Genomic DNA, 17,561 nt, shown 5'->3' on the forward strand with positions numbered 1-17,561 from the left:
GGTCAGAATTCAAAGGTGAGTCTGCGGCCGCGAAGCAGTTCGTCGTGGCCGATGCGGTATTGGGTCAGGGGCTTGCCGCCGAGGCTCATGCGGCGGATATATTCCCCGTCGCCGTGCTTTTCGATGGTGAGCGTACCCTGCGGGGTGTCGATTTCGGCCCGGTCGAAAACGGGCGCGGTGAGCGTATAGAACGGCTCGCCGGGACAATCGGGATAGAACCCCAACATGGAAAAGACGGCCCACGCCGACATGGTGCCCGTGTCGTCGTTACCGGGGATGCCGTCGGGCCTGGCGGTGAAATACTTGTCCAACAGCCGCCGCGTTTCGCGCTGGGTGCGCCACTCCTCGCCGCGGAAGCGGCTGAAAAGGTAGGCGTAGGCGATGTCAGGCTCGTTGGCCGGGTCGTACAGACCCTCGTCGAAGACCCGCTGCAACTTGTCGACGAACTTCCGGCGCCCGCCCATGAGCTTGGCCAACCCCTCGACGTCGTGGGGCACAAAGAACGTATAGTTCCAGGCCGAACCCTCGTGGAAACCCGGGACGGCCTCGAAGTTCTCGCCCTGCCGCGGGTCGAAGGGGCTCAAAAACGAACCGTCGGGGTTGAGCGGCCGCAGGGTGCCCGATTCGGGCGAATAATAATGCTTCCACCCGGCGGCGCGGCGGCGCAGCCCGTCGGCGAACTCCCGCTCGCCCCGCTCGTCGGCGAGCCATGCCAGCGCATGGTCGGCAACGTAATACTCCAAAGCGTGCGACACGGAATTGTCGCCCGAATTGTCGCCGGCGAAGAACCCCAGCGGAATATAGCCCTTTTCGACGTAGGGGTCGATGTCGGGCCGCATGGGATTCTGCGCGCCGGGGGTCGTGGCCGAACGCTTCATGGCCGCGTAGGCCGCGTTGATGTCGAAGCCGCGCAGCCCCTTGCGCCAGGAATCGACGATGACCGGAATGGCCGGGTCGCCCTCCATGGTGAAAGTCTCGCGGCCGTAGAGCTCCCATTTGGGCAGCCAGCCCCACTCTTGGGACATGGCGACCATCGAACGGAGCATCTCGGTCTGCCGCTCGGGATAAACGAGCGTGAGGAGCTGGTGGACGTTGCGGTAGGTGTCCCACAACGAAAAGACCGTATAACGGTCGCCGTCGGCGATGCCCGTCTGGCCGGAACGCTCCATGAGGGGATACTCGCCGTTGACGTCGCTGAGCAGATTGGGGTGGACAAGGGTATGATAAAGTGCCGTATAGAAGACCGTGCGCTGCTCCGGCGTGCCGCCCTCGACGCGGATACGCGAGAGGTCGCGGTTCCAACGGTCGCGGGCCTGGCGGCGAATCGTATCGAACGCGGTACCGGCCGGCTGTTCGGTGTCGAGGTTGCGGCGTGCGTTGTCGATGCTGACGTATGAAATACCCATACGGACCTCGACCTGCTCGCCGGCATCGAGACCGTCGAACGAGAACCAGTAACCCACGTCGTCGCCCGAGAGCTCGCGGCCGTAGTCGGTATAGAGCTTATAACGGCCGTTGTCGGGGGTCCACTCGGCCTCGACGCCCGTCATGGGCCGCTGCTTCTTCCAATAACCCGACTGCGACGGGGTTTTGGAGACGCGCAGGACGAAGTAGACGGGGAAAACTTTCTGGGGATTGTAACAAAAGGTCCCGAGGAGCTTGGAACCCTCGATTTCGGTGGCGCTGACGCGCCGGACCGTGGCGCCGGACTCGTTGGTGAGCCCCTCGCCCAAATTGAGCAGAATATGGCCTTGTCCGCCGGGAAAGGTGTAGCGCTCGGCCGAAGTGCGCGGTGTGGCTGTAACTTCGGCGCGGATGCCGTACTTGGCGAGCGTGGCGGCGTAGTAACCCGGCGAAGCGGTCTCGTCGGAACAGGCCGAACCGTAGTGCTTGTAGTCGACGTCGAGCTCTCCGGCGGTGGCCATGGTGAGCAAGGCCCCCATTTCGGGGCAGCCCACGCCGCTCAAAACCCCGTGGGCGAACCCGGTGAAGAACTTGTTATGGAACTCGTAGGGCGTCGACCACCACCGTGCATCCTTGTCGTAGAGGTTCGTATCGGACCCCATGACGTTGAACGGCACGACGGCCATCATCCCGTGGGGCGTGACCGCTCCCGGATTGCAGGTGCCGAAATTGGTGGTGCCGATAAAGGGGTCGACGCAATCGGCCGAAGACTGCGCGGCGGCGGAAGCGAGACCGAGGGTCAGCAGGACGGCGAAAAACGGGTGCTTCATGGAAGGGCGCTTTCGATGTTCTTGAAATAACGGTAGGTGGCGACGCGCAGCTCGTCGGCCGCAGCCTCGTCGCAGGCGACGATGCCCGAGGGGTGGGTCTGGAGCGCCGAAATGGTCCACTGGTGGTTGTAGGAACCCTCGATGCCGTGACGCACGGCCCGTGCCTTTTTATGACCTGTGGCGAGGATCACGACCTCGCGCGCGGCGAGGATGGTCCCGACGCCGACGGTGAGGGCCCGGGTGGGGACGAGCGAAGTATCGCCGCCGAAGAACCGTGCGTTGACGGCGATGGTGTCGGGAGTGAGGGTCTTGACGCGGGTGCGGGACGAGAGCGACGAGAAAGGCTCGTTGAACGCGATGTGCCCGTCCTCGCCGACGCCGCCCAAAAAGAGGTCGATGCCCCCCGCGGCGGCGATGGCCGCCTCGTAATCGGCGCACTCTTGGGCGAGGTCTGGAGCGTTGCCGTTGAGGATATGGATGTTCTCGGGCCGGATGTCGATGTGGGAGAAGAAATTATGCCGCATGAACGAATGGTAGCTTTCGGGATGCTCCTCGGGGAGCCCGACGTACTCGTCCATGTTGAACGTGACAACGTTGCGGAACGACACCTCGCCTGCCTTGTGGCGGCGGACAAGCTCCTTGTAAGTCTCCAACGGGGTGGACCCGGTGGGAAGCCCCAAGACGAACGGAGCGTCGGAGCACTGCGCCTTGGCCCTGATGCGGCCGATGATGTATTCGGCGGCCCAACGGGCGACCTGGGCGGGATTTTCCTGGATGATCAAACGCATTTCTTGAAGTGAAAGGTGAAAAGTGAAAAGTGAAAGGTGAATTTTGCGATTAAGCGAGGGCAAAATCAAGCCCCGCAGGGGGTTAAATAAGGTCAGAACATTTTGACGAAGACTTCGATGGCCTGGTACTCGGCCATGCCGAGAGCGTCGTATAACTGGGCGGTATGCTGCGTGCGCTCCTCGGCCCGCTGCCAGAACTCGCGCGTATCGCTGCCGGGGAAAGGCATGATGTCCTTCTGCGAGAGGTGGCGGTAGATGGCGTGGCGCTTCATGAGCATCTCGTCGGGCGAGAGCGGCACGGCCATGTCGACCATGCCGAGGTCCCATTCGAGCCAAGCACCGCGGTAGAGCCACAAATGGCACTCGCGGAGCCAGTCGTCGCTGCGGACGACATCGAGGGCTTCGAGGACGGCCTCGGTGCAGATGCGGTGGGTGCCGTGGGGATCGGCCAGGTCGCCGGCGGCGTAAATCTGGTGGGGCCGGACCCTGCGCAACAGGTCGACGATGAGGGCGATGTCGCGCTCGGCGAGGCTGCCCTTTTTGATACCGCCCGTCTCGTAGAACGGCATGTTGAGGAAATGGGCGTTGGTATCGGGGTTCAGCCCGAACGAACGCACGGCGGCGCGGGCCTCGGCGCGGCGGATGGCCCCCTTGATGTCGAGCAGGGCCCGCGGCTCGGGCTCGCCCTTGCGCTTGGAAGCGATGATGCGCTCGGCCTCGGCGAAACGGTCGCCGAAACCCAACTCGCGCGAAGTATCGATATTCTGCAACACGACGTCGTCGTGGACGGCGACGTTGCCGGAAGTCTGGTAAGCGACGTGGACGTCGTGGCCCTGCTGCACGAGCCGGATGAAAGTACCGCCCATGGAAATGACGTCGTCGTCGGGGTGGGGCGAGAAGATGATGACGCGCTTGGGGAACGGAGCCGAAGGCGCCGGACGCGTGGTGTCGTCGGCGTCGGGCTTGCCGCCGGGCCACCCGGTGATGGTGTGCTGGAGGTCGTTGAAGACGTCGATGTTGATGCGGTCGTAGGAACGGCCCTGCTCCAACAACTCGCCGAGGGAATTCTCGATGTAATCGTCGTAAGTGAGCTTGAGGATGGGCTTGCCGACGACGCCGCACAACCAAACGACGGCTTTGCGCGTGAAACGCGGGGTCCACTTGCAGGGACCGACGAGCCACGGCCGCTGCTTGCGGGTGAGCTCCTGCGCGGCGCACTCGTCGATGACGACCTCGATACGCGGGTGCGACTGGAGGTAGGAAGCGGGGATGCGGGGCGTGACCTCGCCCTCGACGACCTTGCGGATGGCGTCGGCCTTCTCCTCGCCCCAAGCCAGCAGAACGATACGCTCGGCCTGCATGATGGTGCGGATACCCATGGTAATGGCCATCTTGGGAGTCTCGTCGAGGGTGAAGAACGCCCTGGACTCGACCTTGCGCGTTTCGTGGGAGAGCTGCACCAACCGGGTGCGCGACTTGATGTAGGTGCCCGGCTCGTTGAACCCGACCTGCCCGTTGCGGTTGATGCCGAGAATCATCAGGTCGATTTTGCGGATGGAAGCCTCGTAGGCGGCGCAATAATCGGAAATCCGCTCCTCGGGGACGGAACCGTCGGGCAGATGGACGTTGTCGGGGAGGATGTCGATGCGGTCGATGAACTCCCTGCGGATGCGGTAATTGCGGCTTTGCTGCTCGTCGGCCCCGATGGGGTAGAACTCGTCGAGACTGAAGACGGCGACGTTGGCGAAGCTGACCTCGCCGGCCTCGTACCGCCGGACCAGCTCGCGGTAGAGGGCCAGGGGGGTCTGCCCGGTGGTCAGCCCCAGGACGAACGGCTCGGGCTCGTCGCAGAAATCGGACGAAGCGGGCCGCTTCTCGTAGTCGGCGATGGCCCGCACGATGCGGTCGGCGACGTAACGCACGCCGTCGGTCTCGGAGGGGAAGACCTGCGTGCTGATCTTCTCGTAACGGTGGATGATGTCCTGGAGGGCCGTCTTCTCGATGGCCCCGCCGTCTTCGGGCAGAGAATACTTGTTGCTCATGGTGCTGCTATAATGTCAGTTTTCGTCCAGCCGGCTCAACGCATAGGCGTAGGCACCGACGGAAATGGCCTTGCTGGCGCCGAGCTTGGAAATCATGACGCCCGTGCGCTTCTGGGGGTCGTAGGCCACGTAACGGTCCGAACCGTAGACCTTCAGGGGGCGCATGTCGCCCTTGGCGAAAGCGTCGAACTCGGTCGGGTCGTCGAGGTCGTAGACCTGCATCTGGACGCGGTCGAGCTCGTTGCCGTTGAGCTGGTGCATCTTGGAACGCAGCTCCTGCAAGAGCGAGGGCATGATCCATTTGCGGGCCGCCGTGATGCCGCCGCCGATGACGATCAGTCCGTCGGTGAGGGTGACGGCCGTGGCCATGGCGTCGCCTGCGATTTCGCCGAACTCGGCGAACGCCTTTTTGGCCGCCTCGGCGTCGCCGGGGCGCGTGCCGTCGGCGATTTCGCAGATGTCCTTGGGCTCCAGCCCGTGGTCGGGGCAGCCGGAGAGCTCGCCGTAGACGCGCTTGACGGCCCGGATGGCGGCGCCGTCCTCGCAGATGATGCCGGGCATCTTCTTGTGGCGCAGGCAGAAAGTCTCGACGCACGAATTGTCGCCGCGGTTGAGCTGCCCGCCGACCACCATACCGACACCCAATCCCGTGCCGAAAGTGTAGCCCAGCAGATTGCGGTAACGCTTGGCGCTGCCGGCCTTTTCGAGCCGGGCGTTCACCTCGGGCAGGGCCCCGCCGAGGGCCTCGCCGTAAGCGAAGAGATCGCCGTCGTTGTTGATGAAGACGGGGATGCCGAACTGCATTTCGAGGAACGGCCCCAAAGCCACGCCGTCGCGGAACGAGGGGAAATTGGGGAGGTAACCTCCGATGATGCCGTTGGGGTAGTCGGCCGGACCGGGGAAGGCGAAGCTGATGGCCACGGGCTTCTCGTCGAGCCGGGCGATGACTTCGAGGAAACCCCGGACCATGGTTTCGAGGCACTTGTCCAGATCGTGCGCCTGCGAGGGGTAGGTGATGGGCTCGACGATGAACTCGTTGGCCCGCATGGCACCGAAAACGAGGTTGGTGCCTCCGGCGTCGAGGGTGACGACGATGCGGTTGTCGTGGGAATACATAAGGCTCAGAGGATGTTGGTGCGACGCGTGAATTCGATGATTTCGGGGATGCGGCCGAAAGCCAGTCCTACGACCGTGTCGGCGCAGCCGTAGTAGACGGCCAGCCGCCCGGTGGCGGGGTCGTGGAGCGTGGCGCAGGGGAACGCGACGTTGGGCACGTCGCCCATGCACTCGTAGCTCTCGCGCGGAGAAAGCAGGTAGGCGCCGCTGCGGGCGATGACTTTCCAGGGCTGGTCGAGGTCGAGCAGGGCCGAACCGAACGCGTAGACGAAGCCGTTGCAGGTGCCGTGGACGCCATGATAGAGCAGCAGCCACCCCTCGGACGTCTCGATGGGCACGGGGCCTGCGCCGATTTTGGTGCACTGCCAGGCGCTTTTCTCGAACGGCGCGGGCTTCATGACGAGCCGGTGGCGTCCCCAGAACTCCATGTCGGGCGACTCGGAGTAGAAGATGTCGCCGAACGGCGTGTGGCCCGTGTCGCTCGGACGCGAAAGCATGGCGTAGCGGCCGCCGATTTTGCGGGGGAAGAGCACGCCGTTGCGGTTGTAGGGCAGAAAGGCGTTTTCGAGCTGGTGGAACGTCTGGAAATCGTCGGTCCAGGCGACGCCGATAGTGGGGTCGCCATGATAGCCGTTGCACCAGGTGACGTAGTATTTGTCCTCGATTTTGACGACGCGCGGGTCGTAGCCGTAGACCCAGGTGCCGACCTCGGGATCGGCCCCCTCCAGGCGGATGTCCTCTTCGAGGATGTCCCATTTGAGCCCGTCGGCCGAGAATCCGACGTGGAGCCGCATGCGGATGTTGGTGTCGTCGCAGCGGAAGACCCCGGCGTAGTTGTACTTGCCCTTCTTGAAAGGCACGACGGCCGAATTGAAGATGGAATTGGACGTGGCGAGCAGGTCGCGCGGGATGATGGGGTTGGCCGAGCAGCGCCACATGATTTCGCGCGAAGCGGCGGGACGCTCCTCCCACGGCATATCGGGAAGCGGGTTCCCCATGATTTTGAGGTTGTTCATCGTTTTATTCGGTTTTTAGTTGACAATAATTTCATCGGTAAAGAGCCAGCCCCCGGGAAAACCCTGGGAACGGGCGCGGCAGCGCACGTAACGTCCGGTCGTTTCGCCATGCCACGCGAACGTGCGGTAGGCGGGGCGGTGGCAGTCGGACGGGAGGCTGTTGGGGAGGGCCGCCAGCGTCCGGAAGTCGCTGTTGTCGTCGGAGACGGAAAACTCCACCTGCGCGGGCAGCCAAATCCACGCCGAATGCCACTGGATGAAGTCGGCCGCTATGGAACGGAGCGGCCGGACCCGGCCCAAGTCGACGGTGACTTCCATGTCGGTGTCGCGGAACCCCTGCCAGCGGGTGCCGTAGCTCCACGGACCGCGCAGCCCGTCGGTGAGTGCCGCGGCGCCGTCGGCGGGATAATCGGGATGCCACGGATAAGTATAATGGACCGGACAGCCGACGGCAAGGTGCCGGACGGGAGCCAGCGATTCGGTCCGCTCGCCGAACTCGGCCCGCAGGTCGAACGTATGGTATCCCTGGCGGCGTGCCCGGTCGCAGAACCGGAGCGCCCGGCGGCGGAAATCGGCGTAATCCTTGGTTTCGGGAGCGCTCCACGCCACCTCGGCGAGGGCGAACATGCGCGGATAGAGCATATATTCGGCCTGCGAGGGGGTGGGGATGTACTCGGTCCACAGATTGGCCTGCACGCCGATGATATGTTCCCGGCCGGACAGAGCGGCCGGGGCGGGGTCGTAGGAATAGACTTTGGCGAGGGGCAGATAGCCGGTGAAGGCCTGCGGCTCCCGCTCGGGATTGTCCTGGAAGCCGTCGAAATAACAATGCGACCCGGGACACATGACGACGTCGTGCCCGAGTGCGGCGGCCCGGCGTCCGCCCTCCTCGCCGCGCCACGACATGATCACCGCGCCGGGCATGGGCCCGCTGTCGAGGATTTCATCCCAGCCGACGAGCTTCCGCCCGCGGGCTTCGAGGAAACGGCCGATGCGCCGGATGGCGTAGGCCTGCAACGCTTGGGCGGAACCGAGACCCTCGCGCTCCATCCGGGCCCGGCACTTCGAACACGAAGCCCAGGCCTGCCCGGAAACCTCGTCGCCGCCGATATGGATGTACTCGGAGGGAAAGAGCTCCGTCACCTCGGAGAGCACGTTCTCCAAAAAGGCGAATGTCTCCTCGCTACCGAGACAGAACTCGCCGCTGACATAAGGTTTGCCTGCGCACGACAATTCGGGACAGACGGCCAGCACTTCCTCACTGTGGCCGGGCATCTCGATTTCGGGGATGACCGTAATGTGGAGCGAATCGGCGCATGCCAAGACCTCGCGGATGTCGTCTTTGGTGTAATAACCGCCGTAAGCACCCGGGGCGGAAGCCGTGGAGTAATGACGGTTCCCGGCCTGCCAAGCCTGCCACGTGGGCTCGCGGCGCCATGCGGCCACCTCGGTCAGCAGGGGATAGCGGTCGATGGCGATGCGCCACCCGGCGCCGTCGGTCAGATGCCAGTGCAGGCGGTTGAGCTTGAGCGAAGCCATCATGCGCAGCTGCTTCTTGACGAACTCTTTGCCGAAGAAGTGGCGCGAGACGTCGAGGTGCATGCCCCGGTAGGCGAAGCGCGGCGAATCGGCGATTTGCAGGGCGGGGATGCGCGCGCCGTGGCGGTCGTACAACTGCAACAGCGACTGGATGCCGTAGAACAATCCGGCTTCGCCGCGCGACCGGACGACGATACGGTCGGGCCGGACCTCCAACGTATAACCCTCGTCGGAGAGGGGCAGCGAAGCGTCGTCCGACAACTCCAGCCGGAGGGTGGCGGCCGTGTCGCACCTATGGCACGGGAGGGAGGAGGAAGACAAATAATCTGTCAAGGCATTGGCCACCGTCTCCGGAGCCTCGACCGCCACGGCGAACGGGACCCCGGCGCGGAAAAACCCGCCCTCGGACTGCACCGAAAGCGGCCGGGGAATCACCGTACACTCCTGCTCACCGCTGCACGAAAGGCAGAGGAGAACAAGCAGCGCGGGGAGGATGGTTCGGAGACGGTTCATTGCAGCCCTCCTAATTATGTTCGTCGTTATGCGGGAACGGGACGAAGCGCGTCATGAGGAACACCGGGACGGTGGCGAGCATGACGACGAGGAAGAAAATCCGATACCCGGACAAATCGCTCAGAAAACCGGAGACCATGCCTGTGAGCATGACCGATAGGTTCATGATACCCGAAGCGAACGCATAGTGCGCCATGCGGTAAGGCCCCGGGGCGACCTGCTGCATCATGTAGAGCGTGAGCCCGACGAATCCGAAACCGTAACCGAAGTACTCGACGACGATACCGCCGCCCACGAGCCACATGGACTGCGGCTGGAACCACGCCAACAAGGCGTAGACGGCGAACGGGAGGTTGAAGATGCAGACCAGCGAAAAGAGCGCGCGCCGCAGGCCGCGGGCGGCGATGTAATAACCTGCCAGAAGCGACCCCAGGAGGAAAGCCCCCGCGCCGAACGACCCGTAGTAAAGGCCGATCTGCTGGTTGGTGAGGCCGAGCCCGCCGTCGGCGACGGGCGTCTTGAGAAAGAGCGGGACGATTTTCATGACCAGCCCCTCGCCCAATCGGTAGAGGATGATGAACGCGATGCAGCAGCCGATGCCTTTCTTGGCGAAGAAATCGCGGACGACGTTGCGCAGCTCGGTCAACCCCTCGCGGAGGGAATGGCTGCCCTGTGCAGCGACATGCCCCTGCGGGAGAATCCGCAGGTGCCACATCCCGGCCAACAACATCAGAGCGCCGAGGATGCAGAGGACGACGGTCCAGGCCGACCGGTAAGCGGCGGTTTCGGCCGCGCCGCCGATGGCGAAACGCTCGAAGAGCCACCCGGCGAACCAGACGAGCCCCCCTGTGGCGACGAGCTTGGCGAGGTTGTAGAACGCCCCCTGCCAGCCGATGTATTTGGCCTGGTCGGCGGACGAGAGGACCGACATGTAGAGCCCGTCGGCGGCGATGTCGTGCGTGGCGCCGCTGAAAGCGACGACGGCGAACAAGGCGACGGTGACGGCGAAGAACGCGGGCAGGTGGAGCGCCAGCGCGGCGAACCCGAACAAGAGCCCGGAGACGAGCTGGGTGGCGACGACGAAGAACTTCTGGCTGCGGAACAACTCAAGGAACGGGCTCCACAGAAACTTGATGGTCCACGGCCACATGATGAGCGAAGTCCAGAAGGCGATTTGCGCGTCGGAGACGCCCATGTCCTTGAACAACACGGCCGAAACCATGTTGAGGACCACGAAAGGAAGACCCATCGCGAAGTAGAGCGAGGGAACCCAGCACAAGGGCCGAAGCGGAGAGGATGCAGTTGGTTTCAAGGCACAAAAATAATAGGAATACTCGATCAGCGAATATCCGAAGCCTTTGCAACCCTATTTGACCCTCCCGTGAAGAGAGGGGACCGATGACATGGGACAAAGCTACTAAATTCCTGCGAATCCGCCAAGCCCGACGGAAAATAAAACCGAAACCGACGGAAAGATTCGGATTATTTGCAGAAAAAGATTTAATTTTGTCAAGGAAAGCTATGACAACGACGGAGACACAACCGGCGGCGACCGCCTCGGAATTCGGGAAAATCTATCTCGAATACCGCTCCGTATTCATTCAGCGGGCCTGCCGCTATGTACGCGACGAACACATTGCGTCGGACATCGTGGCGGACAGCTTCATGGCTTTCTGGGAAAACCGCTTCGCGCTGCCTGCCGACACGAACGTGCCGGCCTATGTATATGCGACGGTGCGGAACCGCTGTCTGAACCACCTGCGCAACCAGTCGCTGCGCCTGCGCATCGAACAGAAGATGCACTCGGACCAATGCCGGCTGGTCGACGCCGACATAGCGTCGCTGACGGCCTGCGACCCGGACAAACTTTTCGAGGACGAAATATTTGAAATCCTGCGCGATACGATGTCCAAACTTCCGGCCCGCACGCGTCAGATTTACCTGCGCAGCCGCCTGGACGACCGCAGCTACGAGGAAATCGCCCGCGAACTGGGCATCTCGGTTTCGCTGGTCGACAAGGAAATAAGCCGCTCGCTGCATGAACTGCGGCATGCGCTGAAAGACTATGTCAAACTGGCTATTCCGCTGATATACTACCTGTTGCGTTATTAAGGAAGTTTACGAAATTTCTGAATAAATTTTTTATTAAAAAAGCGCCCCTTTTCTTTACGGAGAAGGGGCGCTCATGTGTTATGTAATAAACGACAAACTAAAAAGGTTATGGAAGATAGGTTATTATTCAAATTCTTAAAAAACGAGACCTCCGCAAAGGAGGTCCGGGAAGTGCTCGACTGGCTGGATGAATCGCCTGCCAACCGGGAATATCTGAATGCGCTGGACGAAGCCGACTTCGCCCTGCAAATCTGGCAAACGAAACTCCGCAGGGAAAGACTGGAACCCGCGGCGCCGAAACGCGCGCCGATGAGCCTAAGACTGCGCGGAGCGGTGCGCTGGGCGTCGGCCGTGGCGGCGGTGCTGGTCATGGGGCTGGCGAGCGGGTATCTGCTGACGGAATACAACCTGTCGCGGGCCCCGGAAGTGACCTTCGTGTCGACCAACGGCCAATCGACGCTTCACCTGATGGACGGAACCCGCGTGTGGCTGACCCCGGGGAGCTCGGTGAGCTACCCGACGCGCTTCGGCCGCAAACACCGCACCGTGAGCCTGAAAGGCGAAGCGATGTTCGAGGTGGCGCCCGATGCGCAATGTCCGTTCCTGGTGAAGACATTCGCCTGCACGGCCCGGGTGCTGGGCACCCGCTTCGACATAGTGGCCGACGAGGAGAACAACGAATTTTCGGCCGCGCTGCTGAACGGCCGGCTGCAAGTGACGCACAACGAAACGCGCGGAAGCGTGGTGATGAACCCGCTGGAAATCGTCCGGCTGAACAACGGCCTGCTGGTGAAAGACAAACTGGAGGATGTGGACAACTACCTCTGGACCGAGGGAATCATCAACCTGCGGGGCCTGAAGTTCGAGGAGATAGTCCGCAAACTGGAAGCGAACTTCCATGTACGCTTCGTTGTGGAACGAGACCGGATGCCGTCGGTGAGCTTCGGCTGGGGCAAAGTGGCCGTGTCGTCGGGCATCGAACACGCGCTGGAAGTACTCCGCTACGGCTCCGACTTTGAATACGACTACGACCGCAACGCGGGCGTGGTGACCATCCGCTGACGAAAACACCGCCTAAAAATAGAACATATGTCGAACCTCAACCCGATTGCCTATGACAAAAGCCACTGCACCCCTGTAAGGATCAATGACACGGACCCGCAAAAAAAGTGACCTGCAAGAAGCTGCAACTTCTTGCAGGCCGGGGTCTAAAAAGAAAACGGATTTCTAATTAAACCAAACAACAAAGTTATGAATAACAAGCTTATTCAGCAAATCAGATGCCTGATTACGCTTTTGTTCATGCTGTGCCTGTCGCTGTCGCCCGGAAAGGCTTACAGCCAGGACGCTGCAACCGTGACGCTCTCGCTCGAAAACGTGGAGATGCGGGTTGCGATGAACGAAATCGAAAAGCAAACCAAATTCCTCTTCGTTTCGCCGGAGAACATCGACCTGAGCCGCCTGGTGAGCGTGAAGGTCGAGAACCGGCCCCTGCGCGAAGCGCTGGAGCAGATGACCGCCAAGACCGACATCGCATGGCAGATCAAGGCTCCGAGCATTTTCCTTTCCGAAAAGAAACCCGAGGCGCCTGTTACGGTAACCGGCAAAGTCAGCGATGCGGCCGGCATGCCCGTGGTAGGCGCTTCGGTTGTGGTCCGGGGAACCAACGCCGGTGTGAGCACGGGAGCCGACGGCTCTTTCTCGCTGCTTGTACCCCCCCCCGCCCAACAGAGACAGCTGGAAATCAACTTCCTGGGCTATGAACCTGTGGTGGTTGCCGTAGGCGGCCGCACGGTCTTCGACATCACGCTGTCGGAATCGGCCTCGGAAATCGAACAGGTGGTTGTGACGGCGCTGGGCATCAAACGCTCCGAGAAGGCACTGAGCTACAACGTACAGCAGGTCAACTCGGAAGACATTCTGGCCGTGAAGGACGCCAACTTCATCAACTCGCTGACGGGTAAGGTGGCCGGTCTGACGATCAACACCTCCTCGTCGGGCGTGGGCGGCGCCTCGAAAGTGGTGCTGCGCGGTAACAAGTCGATTTCGCAGTCGTCCAACGCGCTTTATGTGATCGACGGTATCCCGATGTACAACTTCGGCGGGGGCGGCGGTACGGAATTCGATTCGCGCGGTGCGACCGAATCCATTGCCGACATCAACCCCGAAGACATCGAAAGCATGTCGGTGCTGAACGGAGCCGCCGCAGCCGCACTCTACGGCTCGGAAGCTGCGAACGGCGCAATCATGATCACGACCAAGAAAGGCCAGTCGGGCGCGCTGAAAGTGACCCTTTCGAGCAACACCGAATTCCTCGCTCCGTTCACGCTTCCGGAATTCCAGAGCCGCTACGGCACGGGTCTGAGCGGCAGCCGCTACAACTCGGGCGTCTACAGCTGGGGCGAAAAACTCGCACCTGCGGCGCAGTACGGATACACGCCCAAGGACTTCTTCGAGACGGGCCACGTATACACCAACTCGGTGACCGTGTCGGGCGGCACGGACCGCAACCAGACCTATTTTTCGGCCGCATCGGTCAACTCGGACGGAATCATCCCGAACAACGAATACGAACGCTACAACTTCACGTTCCGCAACACGTCGTATTTTCTGAAGGACAAACTGCGTCTGGACGCTTCGGCCAGCTATATCTATCAGAAAGACCAGAACATGACCAACCAGGGCGTGTACTCCAACCCGCTGGTTCCGGCCTACCTGTTCCCGCGCGGCGAAAACTTCGAGATATACAAGGTTTTCGAGCGCTTCAACCCGGGAACCAAGCTGATGGAACAATTCTGGTCGGCGGACATGGAGGGCGGCGACCTGCGCATGCAGAACCCCTACTGGATTGCCTACCGCAACCTGCGCAACACGGACAAGAAACGCTACATGCTGTCGTTTGCGGCCAGCTATGACATCCTGCCGTGGCTGAGCGTTTCGGGCCGTGTACGTCTGGACAACGCCAACTCGCTCTACACGCAGAAACTCTTTGCGACGTCGAACGCGACGATTACCGACGGCGGCAAGAACGGCCACTATACGGAAGCCCGCACCTACGACACGCAGACTTATGCCGACGCGATTCTGAACATCAACAAGACCTTCGGCGAAGACTGGTCGCTGAACGCCAACATCGGCGGTTCGATCAACAACATCAAGACCGACGAACTTTCGTACCGCGGTCCGATTCAGGAGAACGGCCTGCCGAACATCTTCAACGTTTTCGACCTGGACGATTCCAAGAAACGCGCCGAGAAATCGGGCTGGCACGACCAGACGCAGTCGGTCTTCGCTTCGGTGGAAGTGGGGTGGAAGCAGATGCTCTATCTGACCGTCACGGGCCGCAACGACTGGGCTTCGCAGATTGCCGGCTCGTCGTCGTCGTCGTTCTTCTATCCGTCGGTCGGCCTTTCGTGGGTGCCCACTTCGCTCTGGGACCTGGGCGACGCGCTGACCTATCTGAAAGTCCGCGGCTCGATCGCTTCGGTGGGTCTTCCGTTCCCGCGCCATCTGATGACCCCGACCTACGAATACGATGCGACGAACCGGGTGTGGAAAGACAAGACGCACTATCCTATCGGCGACCTGAAACCCGAACGCACCAAGACCTATGAAGTGGGTGTGGACGCGCGGCTGTGGAAGCATGTCAGCCTGAGCGCATCGTGGTACTGGGCCGACACCTACAACCAGACTTTCGACCCCTCGCTGCCGCCCTCGTCGTCGTATACGACCATCTATCTGCAGACGGGCCATGTGCGCAACATGGGTGTCGAACTCTCGCTGGGCTACTCGAACCAGTGGCGCGACTTCGGCTGGTCGACGAACGCGACCTTCTCGTGGAACAAGAACGAAATCATCGACCTGGCGGCCGATGCGCTGAACCCCGTGACGGGCGAACCGCTCGGGCTGGAAGCCCTCGACATCAAGGGTCTGGGCAAGGCGAAGTACATCCTCAAGCAAGGCGGAACGCTGGGCGACCTCTACACGACGTCGAACCTGCGCTACAATGACAACGGCTTTGTGGAAGTGGACAGCGGCGGCAACCTGATTCTGACCGACAACGGCGACGAAATCTACTTAGGCTCCGTGTTCCCGAAATACAACCTTGCATGGCGCAACGATTTCCGCTGGAAAGGGCTGAATCTGTCGCTTCTTTTCTCGGGCCGCATCGGCGGCATCTGCTACTCGGCCACGCAGGCCAACATGGACCTCTACGGCGTATCGGAGGCTTCGGCGGCTGCCCGCGATGCCGGCGGCGTGGTGGTCAACGGCCGTCAGACGATCAGCGCCCAGCGCTGGTACCAGGCCATCGGCTCGCAGTCGGGACTTCCGCAGTACTACACCTATTCGGCGACGAACTTCCGCCTGCAGGAACTTTCGCTGGGCTACACGCTGCCCCGCAAGTGGTTCCGCAACAAGATGGGCCTGACGGTTTCGTTCGTGGGCCGCAACCTGTGGATGATTTACTGCAAGGCTCCGTTCGACCCCGAAGCGGTCGCTTCGACAGGCATGAGCTACCAGGGCATCGACTACTTCATGATGCCGTCGCTGCGCAGCCTGGGCTTCAACGTCAAATTTGAATTTTAATCCTTGAACAGCATGAAAAAGACAATCGAATACATGCAGCTGTGGCTGCTTGCGGGAATGCTGCTCGCCGTAGGCTGTACGGCCGATTTCGAGGACCTGAACCGCAATCCCAACCAGGTCACCGACAGCCAGATGGACGTCATGAACTATAAGACCGGCACCAAGGTCAAGGCCTTGCAGAGCCTGGTGGTTCCCGTCCAGGAGCACATGTACCAGTTCAACGAGTCGCTCGTGGGCGGTCCGTTCGGCGGCTATATCGGCGCTACGGTCGACACGTGGCGCACCAAGTTCGAGACCTTCAACCCCTCGGCCGACTGGCGCAAATGGCCTTTCGCCAACGTCATCACGGAGACTTACACCCCCTACCGCGGTATCGTCAACGGTACGGAGGACGAGGTGGCCATCGCCTTCGCCAAACTGCTGCGCGTGGCCATCATGCACCGCGTGACCGACAGCTACGGCCCGATTCCCTATTCCAACCTGGAGAACAACGAGACCATCACGGTCGAGTACGACGCGCAGAAAGACGTCTACGCCAAGATGTTCGAGGAACTCGACGAGGCTATCGCGGCTTTCACGGCCAACATCACCCTCGCGGCCGATGCGTGGAACCGCTACGACGCTGTCTACTACGGCAACATTCCCCAGTGGATCAAGTACGCCAATTCGCTCAAGCTGCGTATGGCCATGCGCCTGTCGTATGTCGACGAAGCTACGGCCCGCGCCAAGGCTGCCGAGGCCATCGCAGGGGGTGTCATCCTCGCCAACGCCGACAACGCGGCCATGCACGCTGCCGAGAACCGCACGACGTTGATTTACAACGATTGGGCCGACCACCGCGTGGGTGCCGACATCATCTGCTACATGACCGGTTACAAAGACCCGCGTTTGGAGAAGATGTTCCTGCCCAACGACACCGGCAAGTTCTACGGCATCCGCATCGGCATCGACGCCACCAGCAAGTCGACGGCCGTCGCCAAGTATTGCAACATGATCGTCAAGAGCGACACGCCCTACATGTGGTTCTGCGCCGCCGAGGCCGCGTTCCTGCGCGCCGAGTACGAGTTGCGGTGGGGCAGTGCCGAGGTCGCCGAGCAGCTCTACGAGGAGGCCGTGCGCCTGTCGTTCGAGGAGCGCGGGGCTTCCGGTGCCGACGATTATCTGGCCAACACCGAAGCCAAGCCGTCGCCCTATTCCGACCCTCTCAGCTGGCACAGCGTTTCGGGCCGTCAGAGCGACATCACCATCGCCTGGGAGACGCCCGCCGAGGATGCTTCCGATGCCGACATCGCAGCCATCGCCGAGCGTAATCTGGAGCGTCTCATCACCCAGAAGTGGATCGCCATCTTCCCGTTGGGCACCGAGGCTTGGTGCGAGTACCGCCGCACGGGTTATCCGCGGTTGTTGCCCGCTGTCGAGGACAAGTCGGGCGGCACGGTCGACATCAAGCACGGTGCGCGCCGTCTGCCTTACCCCATCGAGGAGTACCAGCGCAACAACGCCAATCTCCAGGCCGCCATTCAGACCCTCGATTCCGAGACCCAGGGTGCGCGCAGGGGCGACGGCATGGGTACCCGCGTTTGGTGGGATTGCAAACCTTATAACAAATAAACC

General features: G+C 61.8%; 11 protein-coding genes. 4 read left to right on the top strand and 7 right to left on the bottom strand.

Annotated elements, in window-relative coordinates; genetic code table 11:
• Nucleotides 1-2 precede the first annotated feature (2 nt).
• The 7 genes from NFR47_RS04815 to NFR47_RS04845 all read right to left on the bottom strand — a co-directional run bounded on the left by NFR47_RS04815 (nucleotide 3) and on the right by NFR47_RS04845 (nucleotide 10,497).
• Nucleotides 3-2,234: a GH92 family glycosyl hydrolase gene (locus NFR47_RS04815; RefSeq protein ID WP_251214451.1), complete on the bottom strand. Its 2,232-nt coding sequence runs from the start codon at nucleotides 2,232-2,234 to the stop codon at nucleotides 3-5.
• Nucleotides 2,231-3,022, bottom strand: a complete 792-nt coding sequence (gene nagB / locus NFR47_RS04820) for a glucosamine-6-phosphate deaminase (protein ID WP_251214452.1) — start codon at nucleotides 3,020-3,022, stop codon at nucleotides 2,231-2,233. The genes NFR47_RS04815 and nagB overlap by 4 nt, the downstream gene beginning before the upstream one ends.
• Before the next feature lie 92 nt (nucleotides 3,023-3,114).
• Complete coding sequence (locus tag NFR47_RS04825; protein ID WP_251214453.1) at nucleotides 3,115-5,064, bottom strand: PIG-L family deacetylase; 1,950 nt, start codon at nucleotides 5,062-5,064, stop codon at nucleotides 3,115-3,117.
• Nucleotides 5,065-5,079: 15 nt separating this feature from the next.
• A complete protein-coding gene (locus NFR47_RS04830) occupies nucleotides 5,080-6,180 on the bottom strand; it encodes an ROK family protein (RefSeq protein WP_251214454.1) in 1,101 nt (366 codons plus the stop codon).
• Nucleotides 6,181-6,185: 5 nt separating this feature from the next.
• Nucleotides 6,186-7,196, bottom strand: a complete 1,011-nt coding sequence (locus tag NFR47_RS04835; RefSeq protein ID WP_251214455.1) for a glycoside hydrolase family 130 protein — start codon at nucleotides 7,194-7,196, stop codon at nucleotides 6,186-6,188.
• 15 nt (nucleotides 7,197-7,211) lie between these two features.
• Entirely contained in the window at nucleotides 7,212-9,248 is a 2,037-nt protein-coding gene (locus tag NFR47_RS04840; RefSeq protein WP_251214456.1) for a glycoside hydrolase family 20 protein, read from the bottom strand.
• Between the two features lie 10 nt (nucleotides 9,249-9,258).
• Nucleotides 9,259-10,497, bottom strand: coding sequence for an MFS transporter (locus NFR47_RS04845; RefSeq protein ID WP_251214498.1), 1,239 nt, complete (start codon nucleotides 10,495-10,497; stop codon nucleotides 9,259-9,261).
• 272 nt (nucleotides 10,498-10,769) lie between these two features.
• Here NFR47_RS04845 and NFR47_RS04850 point away from each other — a divergent pair, with 272 nt between their 5' ends.
• From NFR47_RS04850 to NFR47_RS04865, 4 genes are all read left to right on the top strand, one after another.
• The gene (locus tag NFR47_RS04850; RefSeq protein ID WP_251214457.1) at nucleotides 10,770-11,360 is read left to right on the top strand and encodes an RNA polymerase sigma-70 factor; all 591 of its coding nucleotides are present in this window, start codon (nucleotides 10,770-10,772) and stop codon (nucleotides 11,358-11,360) included.
• 108 nt (nucleotides 11,361-11,468) lie between these two features.
• Nucleotides 11,469-12,422 carry a FecR family protein gene (locus NFR47_RS04855; protein ID WP_251214458.1) on the top strand — a complete coding sequence of 318 codons (954 nt, stop codon included), beginning with the start codon at nucleotides 11,469-11,471 and terminating at the stop codon, nucleotides 12,420-12,422.
• Nucleotides 12,423-12,611: 189 nt separating this feature from the next.
• Entirely contained in the window at nucleotides 12,612-15,947 is a 3,336-nt protein-coding gene (locus NFR47_RS04860) for a TonB-dependent receptor (RefSeq protein ID WP_251214459.1), read from the top strand.
• Nucleotides 15,948-15,959: 12 nt separating this feature from the next.
• Nucleotides 15,960-17,558 carry a SusD/RagB family nutrient-binding outer membrane lipoprotein gene (locus tag NFR47_RS04865; protein WP_251214460.1) on the top strand — a complete coding sequence of 533 codons (1,599 nt, stop codon included), beginning with the start codon at nucleotides 15,960-15,962 and terminating at the stop codon, nucleotides 17,556-17,558.
• Nucleotides 17,559-17,561 lie beyond the last annotated feature (3 nt).

Origin of the sequence: Alistipes muris, assembly GCF_943193205.1 — a bacterium.
Taxonomy (GTDB): domain Bacteria; phylum Bacteroidota; class Bacteroidia; order Bacteroidales; family Rikenellaceae; genus Alistipes; species Alistipes muris.